Raw genomic sequence first — 16,017 nt, 5'->3', positions numbered from 1 at the left:
CCGCGCAGGTCGGGCGTGGGTAGCCTGACCGCCGTGCGGATTCTCGACTTCGCGCCGCCGGGTTGGCTGCACCGGCGGCGTGGCCTGCTGCTCGACGTGCTGCTCTGGGCGGTGGTGGCCGCCCCGGTGGGCTACGCCGAGGTCAGCCCGCCCTATTCGCCGTACACGTTGCCGCTGCTGGTCGGCAAGCTGCTGGTGCTGAGTGCGGCGGTGGTGGCGAGTCGACGGCAGCCGTTGGTCGCCCTGGTGCTGGCGGTGCTCGGCTCGTTGGTCGATGGCAACTTCGTGTTCGCCATTCCGGTGTTCAGTTATCTCGCCGGGCGGCGCAGCGCCACAGTGGGTCCGGCGATCATGGTCTTCGTGCTGATCACGGCCGGTGGTACGGCGCTCAACCTGGGGTTGCTCGGCGCCGGCGCGGCCACCTGGTTCCTGCTCGCCTCGGTGCTGCTCTTTGCCGCCGTGTTCCCATGGTTGGTCGGCCGGTACCGCCGCCAGCAGCAGGAGTTGGCCGACGCCGGTCGCCGGCACGTCGACGCGCTGACCCGCGAACAGCGGGGCGCCGCCGAGCGGATCCGGCTGCGTGAGCGGGCCCGGATCGCCGGGGAGATGCACGACTCGCTTGGTCACGACCTCAGCCTGATCGCGTTGCGCGCCGCCGCCCTGGAGGTCGCCGCCGACCTGGACGACCGGCACCGGGCTGCGGCGGGGGAGTTGCGGGCCAGCGTCTCCGCCGCCACCGAGCGACTGCACGAGATCATCGGGTTGCTCCGCGAGGAGGCGGGCGCGTCGCTGCGTCCGAGCGGGGAGACAGTGGCCGACCTGGTCGACGGTGCCCGCGAGGCCGGCATGGCGGTACGGCTGGAGGCCGCCCCGGCGGTCGTGGACCTACCGGCGATGACCGGTCACGCGGCGCACCGGATCGTCCGGGAGGCGCTGACAAACGCGGCCCGGTACGCGCCGGGCGCCCCGGTCGATGTGCGCCTCACCCGCGACGGTGACCGGGTCGAGGTGGCCGTCGTCAACGACGCCGCGCCGGCCGGGCCGCTGCCCACCCCGCCGTCGCAGGGCAGTGGGCTGCTCGCCCTCGCCGAGCGGGTCCGCCTCGCCGGCGGGACGCTCGACGCCGGCCACCGGGCCGACGGCGGGTTCGCGGTACGGGCGGTGTTGCCGGCCACCGCGCCGCCGCCCGAGGCGATCGGGTCGGCGGCCGAGGTCGGACCGACGCCCTGGTCCGACGAGCGGCCCGATCCGGTGGAGCGGCCGGTGGACGCCGAGCGGCGGCTGCACGACGCCCGGCGGCGGGTTCGGCGCAGCCTGCTGGTGGCGCTCGTCGCACCGGTCGGTTTCGCCCTGGTGCTCTCGTTCGTCTACTACCCGGTGGCGACCGCCGGGACGGTGCTGGACCGCGCCACCTTCGACCAGTTTCGCGTCGGCGCGGGCCGGTCCGAGCTGGTCGGGCTGCCCCGGCGGCAGTTGGAACGCCCAACACCGGTCGACCCGGCCGGCTGCGAGTACTACACCGACGGCAACTTTCCCCTCGCCGCGCCGACCTGGCGGCTCTGTTTCACCGATGGCCGGCTGGTCAGCAAGGAGTGGATCGCGTAATGAACACCGACATGGCCGGGGCGCCGCCGATCCGGGTCGTCCTGGCCGACGACGAGGCGATGATCCGGGCAGGCGTCCGGGCCATCCTCGCCAGCGACCCCGGCATCGAGGTGGTCGCGGAGGCCGGCGACGGGCATGCGGCGGTGGAGCTGGTCCGTGCCCACCGACCCCGGGTCGCGCTGCTGGACATCCGGATGCCGCGACTGGACGGGTTGGCCGCCGCCGCCGAGATCCGCCGGGTGGTGCCGGAGACCGCGACGATCATGCTGACCACGTTCGGCGAGGACGACCATGTGGCCCGGGCGCTCGGGCACGGCGCCAACGGGTTCCTGCTCAAGGCCGGTGACCCGCGTGAATTGATAGCGGGTGTGCACGCCGTCGCCGACGGTGGTGCGTACCTGTCGCCGAAGGTTGCCCGCCGGGTGATCGAGCTGGGTGCCGGGAGGCTGGCCCGCAGGCCCGTCGCGCGCGACCGTACGGCCGGGCTGACCGAGCGGGAACGGGAGGTGCTGGCCCTGGTCGGGGCGGGGCTCTCCAACGCCGAGATCGCCCGCCGGCTGCACCTCGTGGAGGGCACCGTGAAGAGCTATCTGACCAGCATCTTCACCCGGCTGGACGTACGCAACCGGGTGCAGGCGGCGATCCTGGCGTACGAGGCGGGGCTGGTCGACGGCTGAGCGGGGGCCTCCGACGAGCCCCGCTCGGTGCACGCTCTACGCGTCGCGGCGGCGCAGTGCGGCCCGGCCCAGCAGCAGCGCGGCGCCCGCCCACCCGGCCAGCAGGAGCAGCCCGACCAGACTCGGGTACGGCGCGCTGTCGCCGGCCAGGAAGTGCCCGCCGGCCACGCCGGGGAACACGTCGGCGATCCGGTTCAGCACGTCGATGTCCGGCTCCTGAAGGGACAGCGGCACGATCATCAGGGTGGCGAGGAGCACTGTGAGCGTGAGCACCGCGCTGCGCAGCGCGGCACCGAGGCCCAGGGCGAGCACGCCGACCAGCGCCAGGTAGGCCGCCACCGAGACGATGTCGACGATCGTGGCGGCGGCCGGGGCGCTGCCCCACTCGCCGAGCACCGGCCGGGCGACCAGCGCGCCGACCCCGCCGAGCAGCAGCCCGAGCGCGAAGGTGACCGCTCCGGCGACCGCGGCCTTCGCCAGCAGTACGCGACCACGGGACGGGGTGCACTGCAGCGTCGTGCGGATGGTGCCGCTGGTGAACTCCGCGGTGATCGCGAGCAGGCCCAGCGCCAGCACCACGTACTGGGTCAGCTCGACCGAGTCGATCAGCACGCTGCCGACGGTGACGATCCCCCGGTCGTCGGTCGGGTCGTCGTTGGTGTTGTCGTTCGCCGCGTAGATGGCGAGTTGGCCGGCGCTGGCGGCCATCACCAGCAGACCGGCCAGCGCCGTCCACCAGGTGCTCCGCACCGAGGAGAGCTTGGTCCACTCGGCGGCCACGGCACCCCGGAAGGCGCCCGGCGCACCTGCGGCCGGTGCGATGGCGGGACGGCTGTCCGTGTCGGTCTGCGCGCTCATCGTTGCCCACCCTCGGTCGTTCCGCCGGCGTACTCGACGCTGTCGGCGGTGAGTTCCATGAACGCCTGTTCCAGCGAAGCGGCGTGCGCGCTCAACTCGTGCAGTCGTACCCCCAGTTCGTGGGCCAGGTCGCCGACCTGGTCGGCGGTGGCGCCGGTGACGGTCAGCTCGTTCCGGTCGGCCGCCTCGACGCTCGCCCCGGCCGCGGTGAGGCGCGCGGCGAGGGCGGCCAGCCCGTCCGGGTGTGGGCTGCGGACCCGGACCGCGACGGTGCTGCGGGCGATCACCTCGCCGATCGGCGCGTCGGTGAGCAGTCGCCCCCGGCCGATCACCACGAGCTGGTCGGCGGTGAGCTGCATCTCGCTCATCAGGTGGCTGGAGACGAAGACGGTCCGTCCCTCGTCGGCCAGCGAGCGCATCAGCTGCCGCACCCAGCGCACCCCGTCCGGGTCGAGGCCGTTCACCGGCTCGTCGAACATCAGCACCGGCGGGTCGCCGAGCAGCGCGCCGGCGATGCCGAGCCGTTGGCCCATGCCGAGGGACAGCGTCCGCCCCGGCTTGGCGGCAGCCCGCCCGTCCAGCCCGACGGTGTCCAGCACCTCGTCGACCCGACGGATCGGAACACCGTTGCTGTGTGCCATGGCCCGCAGGTGTGCCCGGCCGGACCGGGCCGGGTGGATGGCCCGGGCGTCGAGCAGCGCTCCCACCTCGTGCAGCGGCCGGCGCAACTCCCGGTACGCGCGCCCGCCGACCAGGGCCTGCCCGGCGGTGGGACGGTCCAGCCCGAGGATCATCCGCATGGTGGTGGACTTGCCGGCGCCGTTGGGGCCGAGGAAGCCGGTGACCCGGCCGGGCGCGATGTCGACGGTCAGGGCGTCGACAGCGACTGTCGACCCGAACCGTTTCGTCAACCCACGTAATGTGATCATGCGCTGACGCTAGGCGAGCGGCCTGCCGTCGCACCGCGCCCGAACGGCACCACCCACCCCTGACTTTCGTCAGGCCGGTGGCGGGCTGCTCACCGTACGTACTGCTCCAGCAGCGCCGGGGTGAGCCCGGCCCGGTGGATCGCCTTCAACGCCGCGAGCAGGTCGTCCATCAGCGCCGGTCGGAAGTGCATCAGCAGCACGTCGCCGGGTTGGACCACCTTCTCCGGGGTCTGGTAGCGCACCTTCCCCTCGTGGACGGTCCCGGTCCAGTGGAAGACCGCCTTCGCGCCGCAGTCGTGCGCGGCCTTCAGCGTGGTGCTGTCCTGCTCACCGAAAGGTGGCCGGAACAGGGTGGGCCGCTTGCCGAACAGCCCCTCCAACCTGTCGGCGGCACCGCAGATCTCCTGCTTCTGGTAGTCGTACGACCGGCCGGCCAGCGAGTTGTGCGTGATGGTGTGGTTCTCCACGACCCCACCCACCGCCTCGATCTGCCGGAAGTAGTCGGTGTGCTCGGCCGCCGCCGGCGAGGTGAGGAACATCGTGACCGGGATGCGCGCCTGCCAGATGAATTCGATCACCTCCGGCGGGCGGGCCAGTCCACCGTCGTCGATGGTGATGAAGGCGACCTTCTGGTCGGTCGGCAGGCGGTGCCAGAACGCCGCCGAACCGGTCGCGGGCAGCGGCACCGGTTGCGGCAGCGGCGCCTCGGGAAACGTCGGCACCTGGGAGACGTACCAGGCCAGGCTCTTGAACGCGGGTCTCGCGGTCACCGACGGCGAGGCCGAGGGGGTCGGCGCCGGTGCGGACGGTGTCGGCTGGGCCACAGTGATCTGCCGAGCGTGCGCCGGGTGACCGGGGCCGACTGTGCAGGCACTCAACGCCAGCAGGGCCAGAAGCGTTACGACAGCAGGGATCCGACGGGTGGGGATGGCTGACACGCCCGGAAACATACCCAGCGGATGTCAGGATCCGGTCAGCCCGGTGACCCCGGGGGAGCGGCCGACCACGAACGCGTCCGGCATCCGGAAGGTGAGATTGTCGGGGCACCAGGGCGGACGGAGCACTGTCACCCCGTCCAGCAGCGGCGCGGCCTCGGCCACCACCACGGCCGCCTCCATCCGGGCCAGCACGTCCCCGACGCAGCGGTGCGCGCCCGCCCCGAACGCCAGGTGTCGGCGTGATCCACGCTGGCCCGGACGGAACTCGTCGGGCGACTCCACGACCGCCGGGTCCCGACCGGCACGGCCCAGCCACAGCACGAGGCTGCTGCCCGCCGGCACCGGCGTGCCGCCCAGCGTGCTCTCGGTCGTCGCCACCCGCCGCCAGGTGACGATCGGCGGTTCCAGCCGCAACCCCTCCTCCACCACGTCGGCCACCGCGACCTCGCCGCTGCGCAGGCCGGCCCGGACCGCAGGCTCGCCGGCCAGCCGGTGCAGCAGCAGGGTGAGGAACTGCGAGGTGGTCTCCTGCCCGGCGACCAACAGGAAGAAGAGCGCGCCGACCACCACATCCGGTGGGTGCCCGGCCGCACGCAGCTCGGCGGCCAACCCGCCACCGACGACCGCGAAGTCACGCAGTACCTGGTGGAACCGGCCGACCTCGGCGGCGAGCGCCACCTGCCGGTCGGCGTCCAGTGGTGCCCAGAACAACTCCAGGGCGGCGCGAGCGAACTCCTTGACCGCGCCGACCGGCGCGTCCGGCAGCTCGACCAGCCGGGCCAGCACCAGCAGCGGCAGGTCGGCGGCGAGGTCCGCGTACAGGTCGACCGGTTCGCCGGCGTCGAGCGCGGCGTCGATCCGGGCGACCCGGTCCCGGACCAGCGCGGTGAGCCACTGCCGCTGCGCGGCCACCCGGGCGGGGTGCAACGCCTCCGCGACGATCGCCCGGATCTGCGGATGGCTGACGCCCGAGTTGTTCGCCAGGGTCGGCGGCAGCCGGAACCGGTGCCCGGCGAGCACCCGCAGCGCTGCCACCGGCATCGGTGTCACCGCGTCCAGCGCGTTGTCCGGCCGGTAGGTGACCGGGTCGGCGAGGACCTGGCGGACCAACGCGTGCCGGGTCACGACCAGGTGGGTGCCGCCGACGTGGTCCGGCACCCGGGCCACGTCCGGCCATGCGGGGTCGGCCACCTGAGCCCAGCTGCGGAACAGCACCCGGACACGCTAGCCGGAGGCTCCCGGCAGCCCGGCCCGCAGCCGCCAGACGGTGGTGCGCTTCACCCGCACACTCTCCAGCGCCTCCGGCACCGGCACGTCGTACGCGGCCACCTCGTCGAAGCGGTCCCGGGGCAGGAACGCCCGGCCGGGATCACCGACCAGCGCCGGCGCGCCGGCCCGGGCGGCGCGCAGCAGGAACCGCAGGACCCGGCGGGCCATCGCCTCGCTGTAGAAGACGTCTCCGGCGAGCACCACCTCGGCGTCCCCGGCGTCGCCGTCGAGGATGTCGCCGAACTCGGCGTCGACGCGTACACCGTTGGCCTCGGCGTTGAGGGCGACCGCCGCCACCGCCAGCTCGTCCACCTCGACGGCCCGCACGGACGCCGCGCCGGCGCGGGCGGCGGCGATGGCCACCAGGCCGGAGCCGGAGGCGAGGTCGAGCACCCGCCGGCCGGCGACCAGCTCCGGGTGGTCGGTGACGTGGCGGGCGAGGGCCTGCCCGCCGGCCCAGGCGAACGCCCAGAACGGCGGCGGCCGGTCGCTGGAGAACTCGCCCTCGGTCAGCTCCCACAGGCCGATCGGCTCGTCCGCCTGGTGCAGCCGCACCTCGGGAACGAAGGGGACCGGGGCCAGCCGGGCGTGCAGCCGGACGAACGTGCTGGAGAGCTCGGACACGGCGCGATTCTCCCAGCGGCCCGACTCGCGGCGTGTCGCGGGGGACCGGTGACCGGTTCACCACGGTCGGTGAAAAGCCACCCCGTCCTTGCCGTCCGGTGCGAACACACCCGTCTGGTCGGCGCGGTACCCCGCTTCTAGCGTTGCGGGGTGGGGGCAACCGAACGGAGGACGGCGGTGGTGACGGTGTGGCGGTATGCGCTGAGGGCAGGGGTGGTGCTGGCCTGTCTGAGCGGGGTGGAGCTGGCTGTGGCCGCCCCGGCACAGGCGGCCTTCACCACCGAGATGAGCGGCCTGCCGGGACGGTTCACCGCCGGTGAGCAGGTGCGGACGATCTCCGCTGTGGTCTCCCAGACGGACCGGCGCGCCAGGTGCGCGAAGGTGCGCTGGTCGATGGTGCTCAGCGTGCAGGGGGGCCTCCGGCTCGACCAGGTGAAGATGGACCGGGTGGAGGAGACCGGCGACTTTCCGCTGGAGATCCGCACCGAGGGTGACGTGGCCCGGTTGACCGACCGGCAGCTGGACCCGGGGACGCTCTGCCCGGGCCGCACCGTCACGGCCCGCTACCGGGTGGCCTTCGCCGAGGACGTCACCCAGGGGCGGGTCACCCTCGCCGCCGAGGCGTACGACGCCAACCTGCGCCTGCTGGCGCGGCAGACCGCGACCCGCTCGGTGGTGGGAGTGGGCGGTGCCCCGACCGGTACGCCGAAGCCGACGGCGACCCCGCCGAAGCCCACCGAATCCGCGAGCGCGCCGGCCGAGGGCGACAGTACGGCGACGGAGGAGCCGGTCGCGGAGTACCCGGCCGACGCCGCGCCACCGGCGGCCAACCGCCCGGTCTCGCAGTCCGGCGCGTTCGGCGTGGTGCAGGTCGCCTTCCTGCTCGGCGGGCTGCTGCTCTTCCTCGGGGTGGGGCTGCTGCTGCGGCTGCGCCACCTGACCCGGGCCGCGGCCGGGGACGCCGACGGGGGCGACGACCCCCCGGTGGACCGGCGCTGGGAGCGCCCGGCCGTCGCCGACCCCTGGCGCCGAGCGCACCGCTGATCGGGGCCGTGGGCCGGCCGGTGATCGGGGGCCGTGGGCCGGCGGATGATCGGGGGCAGTGGGGCCGGCGGATGTCCGCCGGCCCCACTGTGTCACTTCGAGAACGCCTGGAACTCGGCGATCCTGACCTGGCTCCGGGCCGGGCTGGCGGTCGCGCAGTCCGTCGTCGTGGCCGGGTCGTCGTCCTGCTCGCCCGCGTAGCTCGGGCCACCGGTGCACTGGCTCGCCAGGACCTCGACGCGCAGGTGGGTGGCGAGGGTGGTGGGCACCGCGAACGTCCGGAGGTTGATGTCGCGGCTGTACGCCCGGTACGCCCCGCCGGGAAACGCGTCCCCCGCGCTGGTGTAGATGCGCTGCCAACGCGTCGGATCCGCGCAGTCGGTGGTCGTCGCGTTGCAGGCGGACACCGCGAACGAGCGCAGAGCACTGAGCGCGTTCTGGGCGCCGGTGTCGGCGTCGCCGGTGATCGCCGGGCGCAGCATCGCGCTGACGTTCACCCGCTTGACCGTCTGCGGGGCGTCGCCCGGCAGCGCCACGGTGAGCTGCCGGCCGGCGACCCCGTCCAGGGACGCCCAGTTCGTCGCCTCGGTGTCGTCGACGACACGGTCCAGGTTGACCCCGTCGCCGGTGACGGTGGCGCCGGATGCGCTGGAGGCGAGGTTGCGGCTCATCCGCAGGTCGACGTACCCGTCCTGACCGGCCTTGGCGACCGCGCTGAGCCGCTGGTGCCCGAAGCCGGGGGCCACGGCGAGCAGGTCGTACGTGCCGGCCACCATCTCGACGGTGTCCGGGATCGGCGTCGCCGGGTCGGTGTCGGCCACCGGCACCGCCCGCGCCTCGTACGCTCCTACGTACACCCGGATCGGCGCCTCGGCGCTGTCCCCGCGCGGGCGCAGGGTGAGCGTCGCGTTGCCACCGCGCGGCGAGGCGAAACTCGGCGTCGGGTCGGTGTCGCCGGCACCGTTGGTGGCGGCGTCCCGGCCCATTCCGGAGCGGGCGAACTCGGCCCAGATCAGGTCCTGGTTCGCGCCGCCGAAGCGGAGCAGGTCGGCGGTGAGCATGTTGTCGCGCATGTCGAGCATGCTGACCTGGCTGGCGGCCTGGAGCAGGAACGAGTCGAAGACCAGCTGTGACCAGCGCCGGTTGCCCGGGCACTGATCGGCCGCGACCTTGCCCAGAGCGCAGTCGAGCTGCCGTTGCGGGGTGCCGAGGCCGTACCGCTTCACCAGGGCGGAGCGGACCCGGAAGTTGGTGGCGCCCCAGATCTCCCCGTCGGCGTGCACCGCCGGGCCGGCGGTGTTGTAGCCGATGTCGGAGTAGTTGAGCGGGCTGCGGCTCAGGTCGTAGTTGCGGATGCCGCTGACCAGGTTGCCGGTGACGTAGCCGCCGGTGATGAAGGGCGTCTCGCCGGGCGCGCGCAGCCCGTGCTGGAACAGGTACTCGGCGGCGAGCAGGTCGCCCCAGGACTCACCCATCGACCCGCCCTGGTGGCCGCTGATCCCGCTGTCCGGGCCGGCGATCATCCGGTTGGTGATCGCGTGGGTGTACTCGTGACCGATCACCGTCATGTCGTAGTCGCCGTCCACGCACGGCGGGTACGGCCCGCCGGCCTGCGGCTGCCAGAGGTACATGTTGGTGGTCGGCGGCAGCCCGTCGCGCGGGGTGCCCTGGTTGGCGTTGTTCCGGTTGCCGGTCAGCGCGCCCTGCTGGGCGCGGCCCTGCTCGGCGTCACCGCCCAGGCCGGACGGGGTGAGGTTGACCGCCTGGAGGTTCCACGCCGACTCGGTGAAGCCCAGCTGGTACGACCAGTCGTGCATCCGGTTGTGCATGGCGAAGAGGTTGGCGATCGACGCGTCCGCGTCGTTGCGCTGGGCGGAGGTGAACACCCCCGGGTTGCACCGGGCCTGGTGCCACTGGTCGGTGAAGGGGTACTCGTAGCGGCGTTCCGGGCTGGTGGTTGCCGGCACGACCGGGGTGTTCGCACCCCAGGACAGCACAGTGTTGGCCGAGTTGCCGCGCGAGGTGAAGGTCGGCGTGCCGGTGGCCGCGTCGACGTCCCACGGTTGGCCGGTGGCCGGGTCGCGGAAGGCGGCCTGGCAGCCGGGGGTCGGGTCGCCGCACCAGCGCACCCGGGGGTCCTGCCCGGGGCCGAGGTCGCGGGGCGGGGTGGCCGGGAAGACCGCCCAGCTCGGGTTGTCGGAGTCGAAGTCGACGAGGTCCTCGCGGACCAGCACCTGCCCGGTGCTGCCGTCCACGTAGCTGGTGAATGCGGCCGGGTGCTCGGTGTCAGCGCCGATCATGGTCACCTCGTAGGCGGCCCGAGGCCCGTCCAGCGGGGTGGGCACGGCCACCGACCGGATGGTGTGGCTGGCCACCGCGTCGGCGGTCAGCTCGGCGTCGGCGAGCGCGGCAGCGTACGCCTGCTCGGCGGTGCGGGTGGCCGGCGCTGGCGTGCCGGTGTTGCGGGCCAGCGAGGAGCTGACCGAGAGCACCGCGCCGTCGGCGACCGCGAGGGTGACGAGGCCGTCCGGCCCGGCGGGCAGGTCGCCGAAGCGTTGCCGGAGGGTGACCACTGTGCCGCTGCCGATCGGCCGGACCAGCACCCGTTCCATGCTGGCCACCGTGGCGGCGTCCATCCCGAACAGGTGGTGGTTGGCGGCCAGGTAGGCGCGGGCGGCGGCCTCCGGGTCGGCGGGCAGCCCGCTGGCCAGCGGAGTGCGGCCGGGGCCGAGCGCCTGCGGGGTGCCGAGCCGGTTCCACCGGACGTCGGGGTCGACGGCGCGGGCCAGGCCGCGTTGGCGGGCGTCGGGTGCCGCCGTACCGGTGCGATTGTCGGCGTCGGCGGGCGCGTGTCCCTCGGCGAACGGCCCGGACCGGCGCTCGGCGGACGCCGCGCCGCCGGTGGGGGCCGCGGTGCTCACGCCGGTGGGGAGCAGCGCGGCGACCGTCGCCGTCGTCGCCAGGATGGCGATGAGCCGGCGTCGACGCCGGCTCATCGGGGGTGACCACTCCGGTTGTGGCACGGGACCTCCTCGTGGGAGCGGAATGGCCGGCGGTCGCCGGCCGTCGCTGCGCGGTAACGCATACGCATCTGTGGATATCAGTCTGTCGAGGTCGCGGCAAGGTCCCGGGCCGCCGCCACGCCAACAGATCGAGATAAGTCGACTTTACAAAACCCTAACTCTTGTAAAAGTGCGGGTCGGCTGCCAGAGTCGACGCAGGACCTGAGAGCGGAGGTTGGCCATGGCCGTCGATGCCGATCGGACCGTCGAGCCCGGCGCGTGGCAGGACCCGCGCAGACCGCTCTGGCCGCTGGCGCTGCTCGTGCCGACGCTGCCCTTCGTCGGCTTCGCCCTGTGGCGGACCGGCGGCGGGGCCTGGGCCTGGTGGTTCACCCCGATCGTCGTCTTCGGCCTGATCCCGGTGCTCGACCTGCTGCGCGGCGACGACCGGCAGAACCCACCGGAAGAGGCGGTCCCCCGGCTGTCGGCGGACGGCTACTACCGGTGGCTCACCTACCTCTACCTCCCGGCTCAGTACGCCGCCCTGGTGCTCTGCTGCTCGGTGTGGACCCGCGACGGGCTCTCCATGGCCGGTGCGGCCGGCCTCGTCGCCACGGTCGGCGTGGTCAACGGCATCGCCATCAACACCGCCCACGAGCTGGGCCACAAGCGGGAACGTGTGGAGCGCTGGCTGTCCAAGGTGGCCCTGGCGCCCACCGGCTACGGGCACTTCTACGTCGAGCACAACCGGGGCCACCACGTGCGCGTCGCCACCCGGGAGGATCCGGCCAGTTCCCGGCTGGGGGAGAGCTTCTGGGCGTTCTGGCCGCGTACCGTCTTCGGCAGCCTGCGCTCGGCCTGGCGGTTGGAGACCAGCCGGTTCCGCGTCCGTGGCCGGTCACCCTGGACCCACCGTAACGACGTGCTCAACGCTTGGGCCATGACCCTGGTGCTGTACGCGGCGCTGACGGTGACCTTCGGCCCCGGCGTGCTGCCGTTCCTGGCGCTCCAGGCGGTGGTCGGCTTCTCTCTGCTGGAGGTGGTCAACTACCTGGAGCACTACGGGTTGGCCCGGCAGCGCACCGTCGCCGGCCGCTACGAGAAGGTCGACCCACGGCACAGCTGGAACAGCGACCGCACGGTCACCAACGTCTTCCTCTTCCAGCTCCAGCGGCACAGCGACCATCACGCCAACCCGCTCCGCCGCTACCAGACGCTGCGCAGCTTTGACGCCGCGCCCCGGCTGCCAGCCGGTTACGCCACCATGGTGGTCGTCGCGCTGGTGCCACCGCTGTGGCGCCGGGTGATGGACCACCGGGTGCTCGCCCACTACGACGGCGACCGGACGCGGGCCAACGTCCACCGCCGGAGCTGACCACCGCTGCGCGTGGTCGGTCGCTTCGCACGCTGCGCGTGGTCGGTCGCTTCGCACGCTGCGCGTGGTCGGTCGCTTCGCACGCTGCGCGTGGTCGGTCGCTTCGCACGCTGCGCGTGGTCAGTCGCTTGGCGCCCAGTCGGGGTCGCGGCCGAACGCGGCCAGTAGCTGGTCCTGCTCGTCGGCGTCGTCGGGCACCTGCACCCCGGTGTGGACCAGGTTGTTGCGCCGGTAGGAGTCGAGCTGGCCGGCGAACCACTGGGCGGCGGCGTGCACCGCGTCCGGGTCGAGCCGTGGCTGCGCGCCGATCGCCACCGCCACGTCCCAGCCGTGCACGAGGTGCTCGGCGAGGAGTTGCTGGAGGTACTCGGTGGCCGGGGTGTCGCCGCCGGAGAGGTGCACGGTGCGGTCGATGGTGCCGGGGTGGGTGGCGGCGATCTCGGCCTGCGCGGCGGCCTCCCGAGCCGTCGCGATCGGGTCGGCGCCGAGCTGGTCACCGTCGAGCCGGTTGCCGACCTCGTCGATGGTCCGGCCGGCGAGCAGCGGAACGCTCCACCGGTCCTCGGTCACGACGTGGTTGACCAGCGTGCGGACGTCCCAGTCCGAGCAGGGTGTCGGGTCGGACCACTGGCCGGGCTCGATCTGGTCCACCCGGTCGATGAATTCGGCCAGGCTCCGGCGGTACGCCTCCAGGAGATCCATGCTGCCGATTGTTCCGGTCGGCGGGGCGGACCGAGTCCGTTTTGCCCGGCCTGGTGTGCGGGATTGGTGCTGCTCGCCCAGCTCAGTCCAGGTCAGCCGGGTCCAGGCCGAGCTCTCGGGCGGTGACCAGCCGGACCCACTCGCCGAACTGCCGGCGGGAGATCACCCGGTCGTGCACGGCGAGTTGAACGGCGAGGCCGTCCATCACCGCGCTGATCCGCCAGGCGGCTCCGTCGGCGTCGGCGCACTGGAAGGTGCCGTCGGCCACCCCGGCGGTGATCACCGCCGCCAGGTCCTGCCGCCAGCGCAGGTCGAGCCGGCGGGAGACCTTCTCCACCTCGGGGGTACGCAGCGACTCGGACCAGCCGTCGATCCACATCGACCAGGAGGTCGCCCGCCCGGCGGGGGTGTAGAGCTTGAGGATCCGGCGGAGCTTGGTCAGCGGTGCGGCCGAGGAGCGGGTGACCGCGTCCAGCCGGGCCAGATCCTGCTCGACCGCGTACGCGAAGGCCTGCGCGAGCAGCCGCTCCTTGGTGGCGAAGTGGTAGAAGACCAACGCCTGGCTCACGCCCGCGGCATTCGCCACGTCCGCCGTCCGGGTGTTGGCCAGACCGCGCTCCACGATCACGTCGCAGGCGGTGCGCAGCAGGGCATCCAGGCGGATCTCGGCCGCACGTCTCGTCACGACCGTTACCGTAGCCCATCCGACCGAACACGAACAGTTACCACCGCGTGCCGAATTGCGCGGTGACAGTCGGAAGCCGGACACTTCTTTCAGGTGGCGTCGGTCGTTCCACGGAGAGTGTTCGTCGAGGTCCGCTGCCCAGTGTCAGGTCGCCGAGACGTCGATGGTCGGGCATGCGACGCGATGATGACGATCATTGCCGAGGAATCTCGGAGTGTGACGGTCCGTGCTGGATTCAGGAACCGGGTCAGCCCCCTAGGAAGCCCGCCGACAGTGGCTCCGGTCCAGCCCCAGCCACCCCTGACGCGCCGAGGCGACCCCGAGTTGGCAGTCCAACACCGGCTCGGCTAAAGTTCTCATCCGTCACCCGGGAACGTCCGGGGGCGTGCGGACGTAGCGCAGCTGGTAGCGCATCACCTTGCCAAGGTGAGGGTCGCGGGTTCGAATCCCGTCGTCCGCTCGGAGCTGCCGCCACGCATGACGGGGGCAACCTCGGTGGGGTGGCCGAGAGGCGAGGCAACGGCCTGCAAAGCCGTGTACGCGGGTTCAAATCCCGTCCCCACCTCGGCAACAAGCACGGGCGATTGGCGCAGTGGGAGCGCGCTTCCTTGACACGGAAGAGGTCACTGGTTCAAACCCAGTATCGCCCACCAAGAGAAACGGCTCGTTACCGGAAACCCGGTGACGAGCCGTTTCGCTCGTGGTGCCACGGTTGTCAGTCGACGCTGAGCCGGTAGCCGATGCCCCGCACCGTGTGCACGCGCAGGGCGTCGTCGGCGGCGTGCAGCTTGCGACGTAACCGCTTCACGGCCGAGTGCAGGGTCGACGTGTCGCCGAGGAACGCGCAGCCCCAGACCGATTCGAAGAGACGCTGGTACGTCCAGACTCCGACCGGTGCGGTGGCGAGTTGGGTGAGCAGGTTGCGCTCGAGTCGGGTCAGGGCCAGCGGTTCTCCGCGCCACGTCACCCGATGGTCGAGCGGGTCGATGGTGAGGTCACCGAAGTTGATCTGGCCGGCCACGGCCACGGCTGGAGCGGCTGCGGCGGCGGCCGGAGCGGGGGTGGACGCCGTGGTGGGAATGGGGAGTCGCGCCGTCCCGCTGATGACCGGCCCGCCGATCATCGCCTGCAACTCCGCGAGGTCGGTGCAGATCACCAGGGTGCCGAGACCGTCCAGGCGCCGCACCATCCGCTCGCGCACCGACACGTCGGCGGTCACGCAGAACACGAGGGACACATCGTCGATCACTGTCGTACCTCCCCAGGCGCCAGTAAAAGACAACGCTGTCTGAACCCCGTAGTCAATGGTTTCCGGCGGGCCGCCGCCCCGTGATCCACTCGGGCTCGCCGGGCCGTGCGCTCGCCTTTAAAGCCTCCAGGGCCTGCGGGTGATGGGTGCCATCAAGCCGGACCGGGCGGCGCTGACGCGGTACGCCGAGGTCGCGCTCACCTGCCTGGACTAGCGCGTCCCGCGCGTTCTCGCGGCGATCGCCGGCAGTTCAGCGACTCGACGCGCCGAACGCATCCCTCCTGCGCTGCCACCGATCGCGTTGCTGACGGGCCGGCCGCCTTCGGCGAGGCGGCCGGCCCGTCAAGCACGTTGATCTGGCGGCTCCGCCAGCGATGGAAGCGGCCCTGTCACAGCGGTGGAGCGATGTCCCGCCGCTCCTCGACCTGGCGGTACTCCACCGGCTGCTCGGTGGTGGTAACCACCTGGCGGCGGCGACCCCAGATCAGCGTGGTCATGATCAGGCCGAGCACGCCGGCGCCCATCAGGATCCAGCCGACCACGTCGAGGTTGATGCCGCCAACGCTCGCGTCCAGTGCGAAGGTGAGGATCGCGCCGAGCGCGATCAGGAAGATGCTGGTGCCGATACCCACGACAGCCTCCTTAGGGGGGTGTGGTGCGCTGTCGAGCCCTTAAATACCCCGGCTGGGGCCAGCGCAACCGCGACCGGTCAGGGTGCCGTGCCAAGCGATCTTGGCATCGGGTAGAGTTGACCTGTCACCGGCGCTTGTCGGGGACGTGCGGACGTAGCGCAGCTGGTAGCGCATCACCTTGCCAAGGTGAGGGTCGCGGGTTCGAATCCCGTCGTCCGCTCGCGATGGGCCCCACGGGGCCGCCACGGGCGATTGGCGCAGTGGGAGCGCGCTTCCTTGACACGGAAGAGGTCACTGGTTCAAACCCAGTATCGCCCACCATCTCTGCAGGCAGATCAGACAGCCCAAGGGCTTTTGCGTCAAGCTGTGAGGGGTTCGACGGCTCTGGCGTGTTGTGGCCAGGCGCGTGCTTCGTCGTATCGAGTGGC

14 protein-coding genes and 5 tRNA genes are annotated in these 16,017 nt (G+C 72.5%); 9 read left to right on the top strand and 10 right to left on the bottom strand.

The genetic code is table 11. The features are described 5' to 3' along the window. Positions 1–33: 33 nt before the first annotated feature. Both ABZS40_RS03895 and ABZS40_RS03890 read left to right on the top strand, forming a co-directional pair. Entirely contained in the window at positions 34–1,605 is a 1,572-nt protein-coding gene (locus tag ABZS40_RS03895) for a histidine kinase (RefSeq protein ID WP_354941631.1), read from the top strand. Beyond that, positions 1,605–2,282 carry a response regulator transcription factor gene (locus ABZS40_RS03890; protein WP_354941629.1) on the top strand — a complete coding sequence of 226 codons (678 nt, stop codon included), beginning with the start codon at positions 1,605–1,607 and terminating at the stop codon, positions 2,280–2,282. Before ABZS40_RS03895 ends, ABZS40_RS03890 begins: the two co-directional genes overlap by 1 nt. A gap of 36 nt (positions 2,283–2,318) precedes the next feature. On the opposite strand, the gene ABZS40_RS03885 is transcribed toward ABZS40_RS03890, so the two are convergent. The 5 genes from ABZS40_RS03885 to ABZS40_RS03865 form a co-directional block, all read right to left on the bottom strand. Beyond that, entirely contained in the window at positions 2,319–3,140 is an 822-nt protein-coding gene (locus ABZS40_RS03885) for an ABC transporter permease (protein WP_354941627.1), read from the bottom strand. Beyond that, on the bottom strand, positions 3,137–4,069 hold the full coding sequence (locus ABZS40_RS03880; protein WP_354941625.1) for an ATP-binding cassette domain-containing protein: 933 nt from the start codon (positions 4,067–4,069) through the stop codon (positions 3,137–3,139). Before ABZS40_RS03880 ends, ABZS40_RS03885 begins: the two co-directional genes overlap by 4 nt. Positions 4,070–4,158: 89 nt before the next feature. Next, positions 4,159–5,007 (bottom strand): polysaccharide deacetylase family protein, encoded by an 849-nt coding sequence (locus tag ABZS40_RS03875; protein WP_354941623.1) that lies wholly within the window; start codon positions 5,005–5,007, stop codon positions 4,159–4,161. A 24-nt stretch (positions 5,008–5,031) separates the two neighbouring features. Then, positions 5,032–6,222: a cytochrome P450 gene (locus tag ABZS40_RS03870; protein ID WP_354941620.1), complete on the bottom strand. Its 1,191-nt coding sequence runs from the start codon at positions 6,220–6,222 to the stop codon at positions 5,032–5,034. 9 nt (positions 6,223–6,231) lie between these two features. Then, positions 6,232–6,900, bottom strand: coding sequence for a 50S ribosomal protein L11 methyltransferase (locus tag ABZS40_RS03865; RefSeq protein ID WP_238678834.1), 669 nt, complete (start codon positions 6,898–6,900; stop codon positions 6,232–6,234). A gap of 150 nt (positions 6,901–7,050) precedes the next feature. Here ABZS40_RS03865 and ABZS40_RS03860 point away from each other — a divergent pair, with 150 nt between their 5' ends. Further along, a complete protein-coding gene (locus ABZS40_RS03860) occupies positions 7,051–7,944 on the top strand; it encodes a hypothetical protein (RefSeq protein ID WP_354941618.1) in 894 nt (297 codons plus the stop codon). A 92-nt stretch (positions 7,945–8,036) separates the two neighbouring features. On the opposite strand, the gene ABZS40_RS03855 is transcribed toward ABZS40_RS03860, so the two are convergent. Continuing rightward, positions 8,037–10,967, bottom strand: a complete 2,931-nt coding sequence (locus ABZS40_RS03855; RefSeq protein ID WP_354941616.1) for a M36 family metallopeptidase — start codon at positions 10,965–10,967, stop codon at positions 8,037–8,039. A 220-nt stretch (positions 10,968–11,187) separates the two neighbouring features. On the opposite strand from ABZS40_RS03855, the gene ABZS40_RS03850 reads away from it, so the two are divergent. Beyond that, positions 11,188–12,321, top strand: coding sequence for an alkane 1-monooxygenase (locus ABZS40_RS03850; protein ID WP_354941614.1), 1,134 nt, complete (start codon positions 11,188–11,190; stop codon positions 12,319–12,321). A 120-nt stretch (positions 12,322–12,441) separates the two neighbouring features. On the opposite strand, the gene ABZS40_RS03845 is transcribed toward ABZS40_RS03850, so the two are convergent. Both ABZS40_RS03845 and ABZS40_RS03840 read right to left on the bottom strand, forming a co-directional pair. After that, entirely contained in the window at positions 12,442–13,023 is a 582-nt protein-coding gene (locus ABZS40_RS03845) for a TIGR03086 family metal-binding protein (protein ID WP_354941612.1), read from the bottom strand. Between the two features lie 82 nt (positions 13,024–13,105). Beyond that, the gene (locus ABZS40_RS03840) at positions 13,106–13,708 is read right to left on the bottom strand and encodes a TetR/AcrR family transcriptional regulator (protein ID WP_354941610.1); all 603 of its coding nucleotides are present in this window, start codon (positions 13,706–13,708) and stop codon (positions 13,106–13,108) included. A gap of 387 nt (positions 13,709–14,095) precedes the next feature. Here ABZS40_RS03840 and ABZS40_RS03835 point away from each other — a divergent pair. From ABZS40_RS03835 to ABZS40_RS03825, 3 genes are all read left to right on the top strand, one after another. Next, a tRNA-Gly gene (locus ABZS40_RS03835) sits at positions 14,096–14,168 on the top strand. 34 nt (positions 14,169–14,202) lie between these two features. After that, a tRNA-Cys gene (locus tag ABZS40_RS03830) sits at positions 14,203–14,273 on the top strand. A 13-nt stretch (positions 14,274–14,286) separates the two neighbouring features. Beyond that, positions 14,287–14,361, top strand: a tRNA-Val gene (locus ABZS40_RS03825). 62 nt (positions 14,362–14,423) lie between these two features. Here the strand turns inward: ABZS40_RS03825 and ABZS40_RS03820 are convergent. Both ABZS40_RS03820 and ABZS40_RS03815 read right to left on the bottom strand, forming a co-directional pair. Then, positions 14,424–14,915 (bottom strand): winged helix-turn-helix domain-containing protein, encoded by a 492-nt coding sequence (locus tag ABZS40_RS03820; protein ID WP_354942076.1) that lies wholly within the window; start codon positions 14,913–14,915, stop codon positions 14,424–14,426. Positions 14,916–15,346: 431 nt separating this feature from the next. Further along, the gene (locus ABZS40_RS03815) at positions 15,347–15,589 is read right to left on the bottom strand and encodes a DUF6458 family protein (RefSeq protein ID WP_091400768.1); all 243 of its coding nucleotides are present in this window, start codon (positions 15,587–15,589) and stop codon (positions 15,347–15,349) included. Between the two features lie 147 nt (positions 15,590–15,736). On the opposite strand from ABZS40_RS03815, the gene ABZS40_RS03810 reads away from it, so the two are divergent. Continuing rightward, positions 15,737–15,809 (top strand) — tRNA-Gly (locus ABZS40_RS03810). A gap of 26 nt (positions 15,810–15,835) precedes the next feature. Further along, a tRNA-Val gene (locus tag ABZS40_RS03805) sits at positions 15,836–15,910 on the top strand. The last annotated feature ends 107 nt before the right edge of the window (positions 15,911–16,017 follow it).

The organism is Micromonospora sp. NPDC005324, from assembly GCF_040607155.1.
Classification (GTDB): Bacteria; Actinomycetota; Actinomycetes; order Mycobacteriales; family Micromonosporaceae; genus Micromonospora; species Micromonospora trifolii.
Note: the sequence above shows the minus strand (reverse complement) of the source record. Positions and strands in the feature narration are given on the sequence as shown.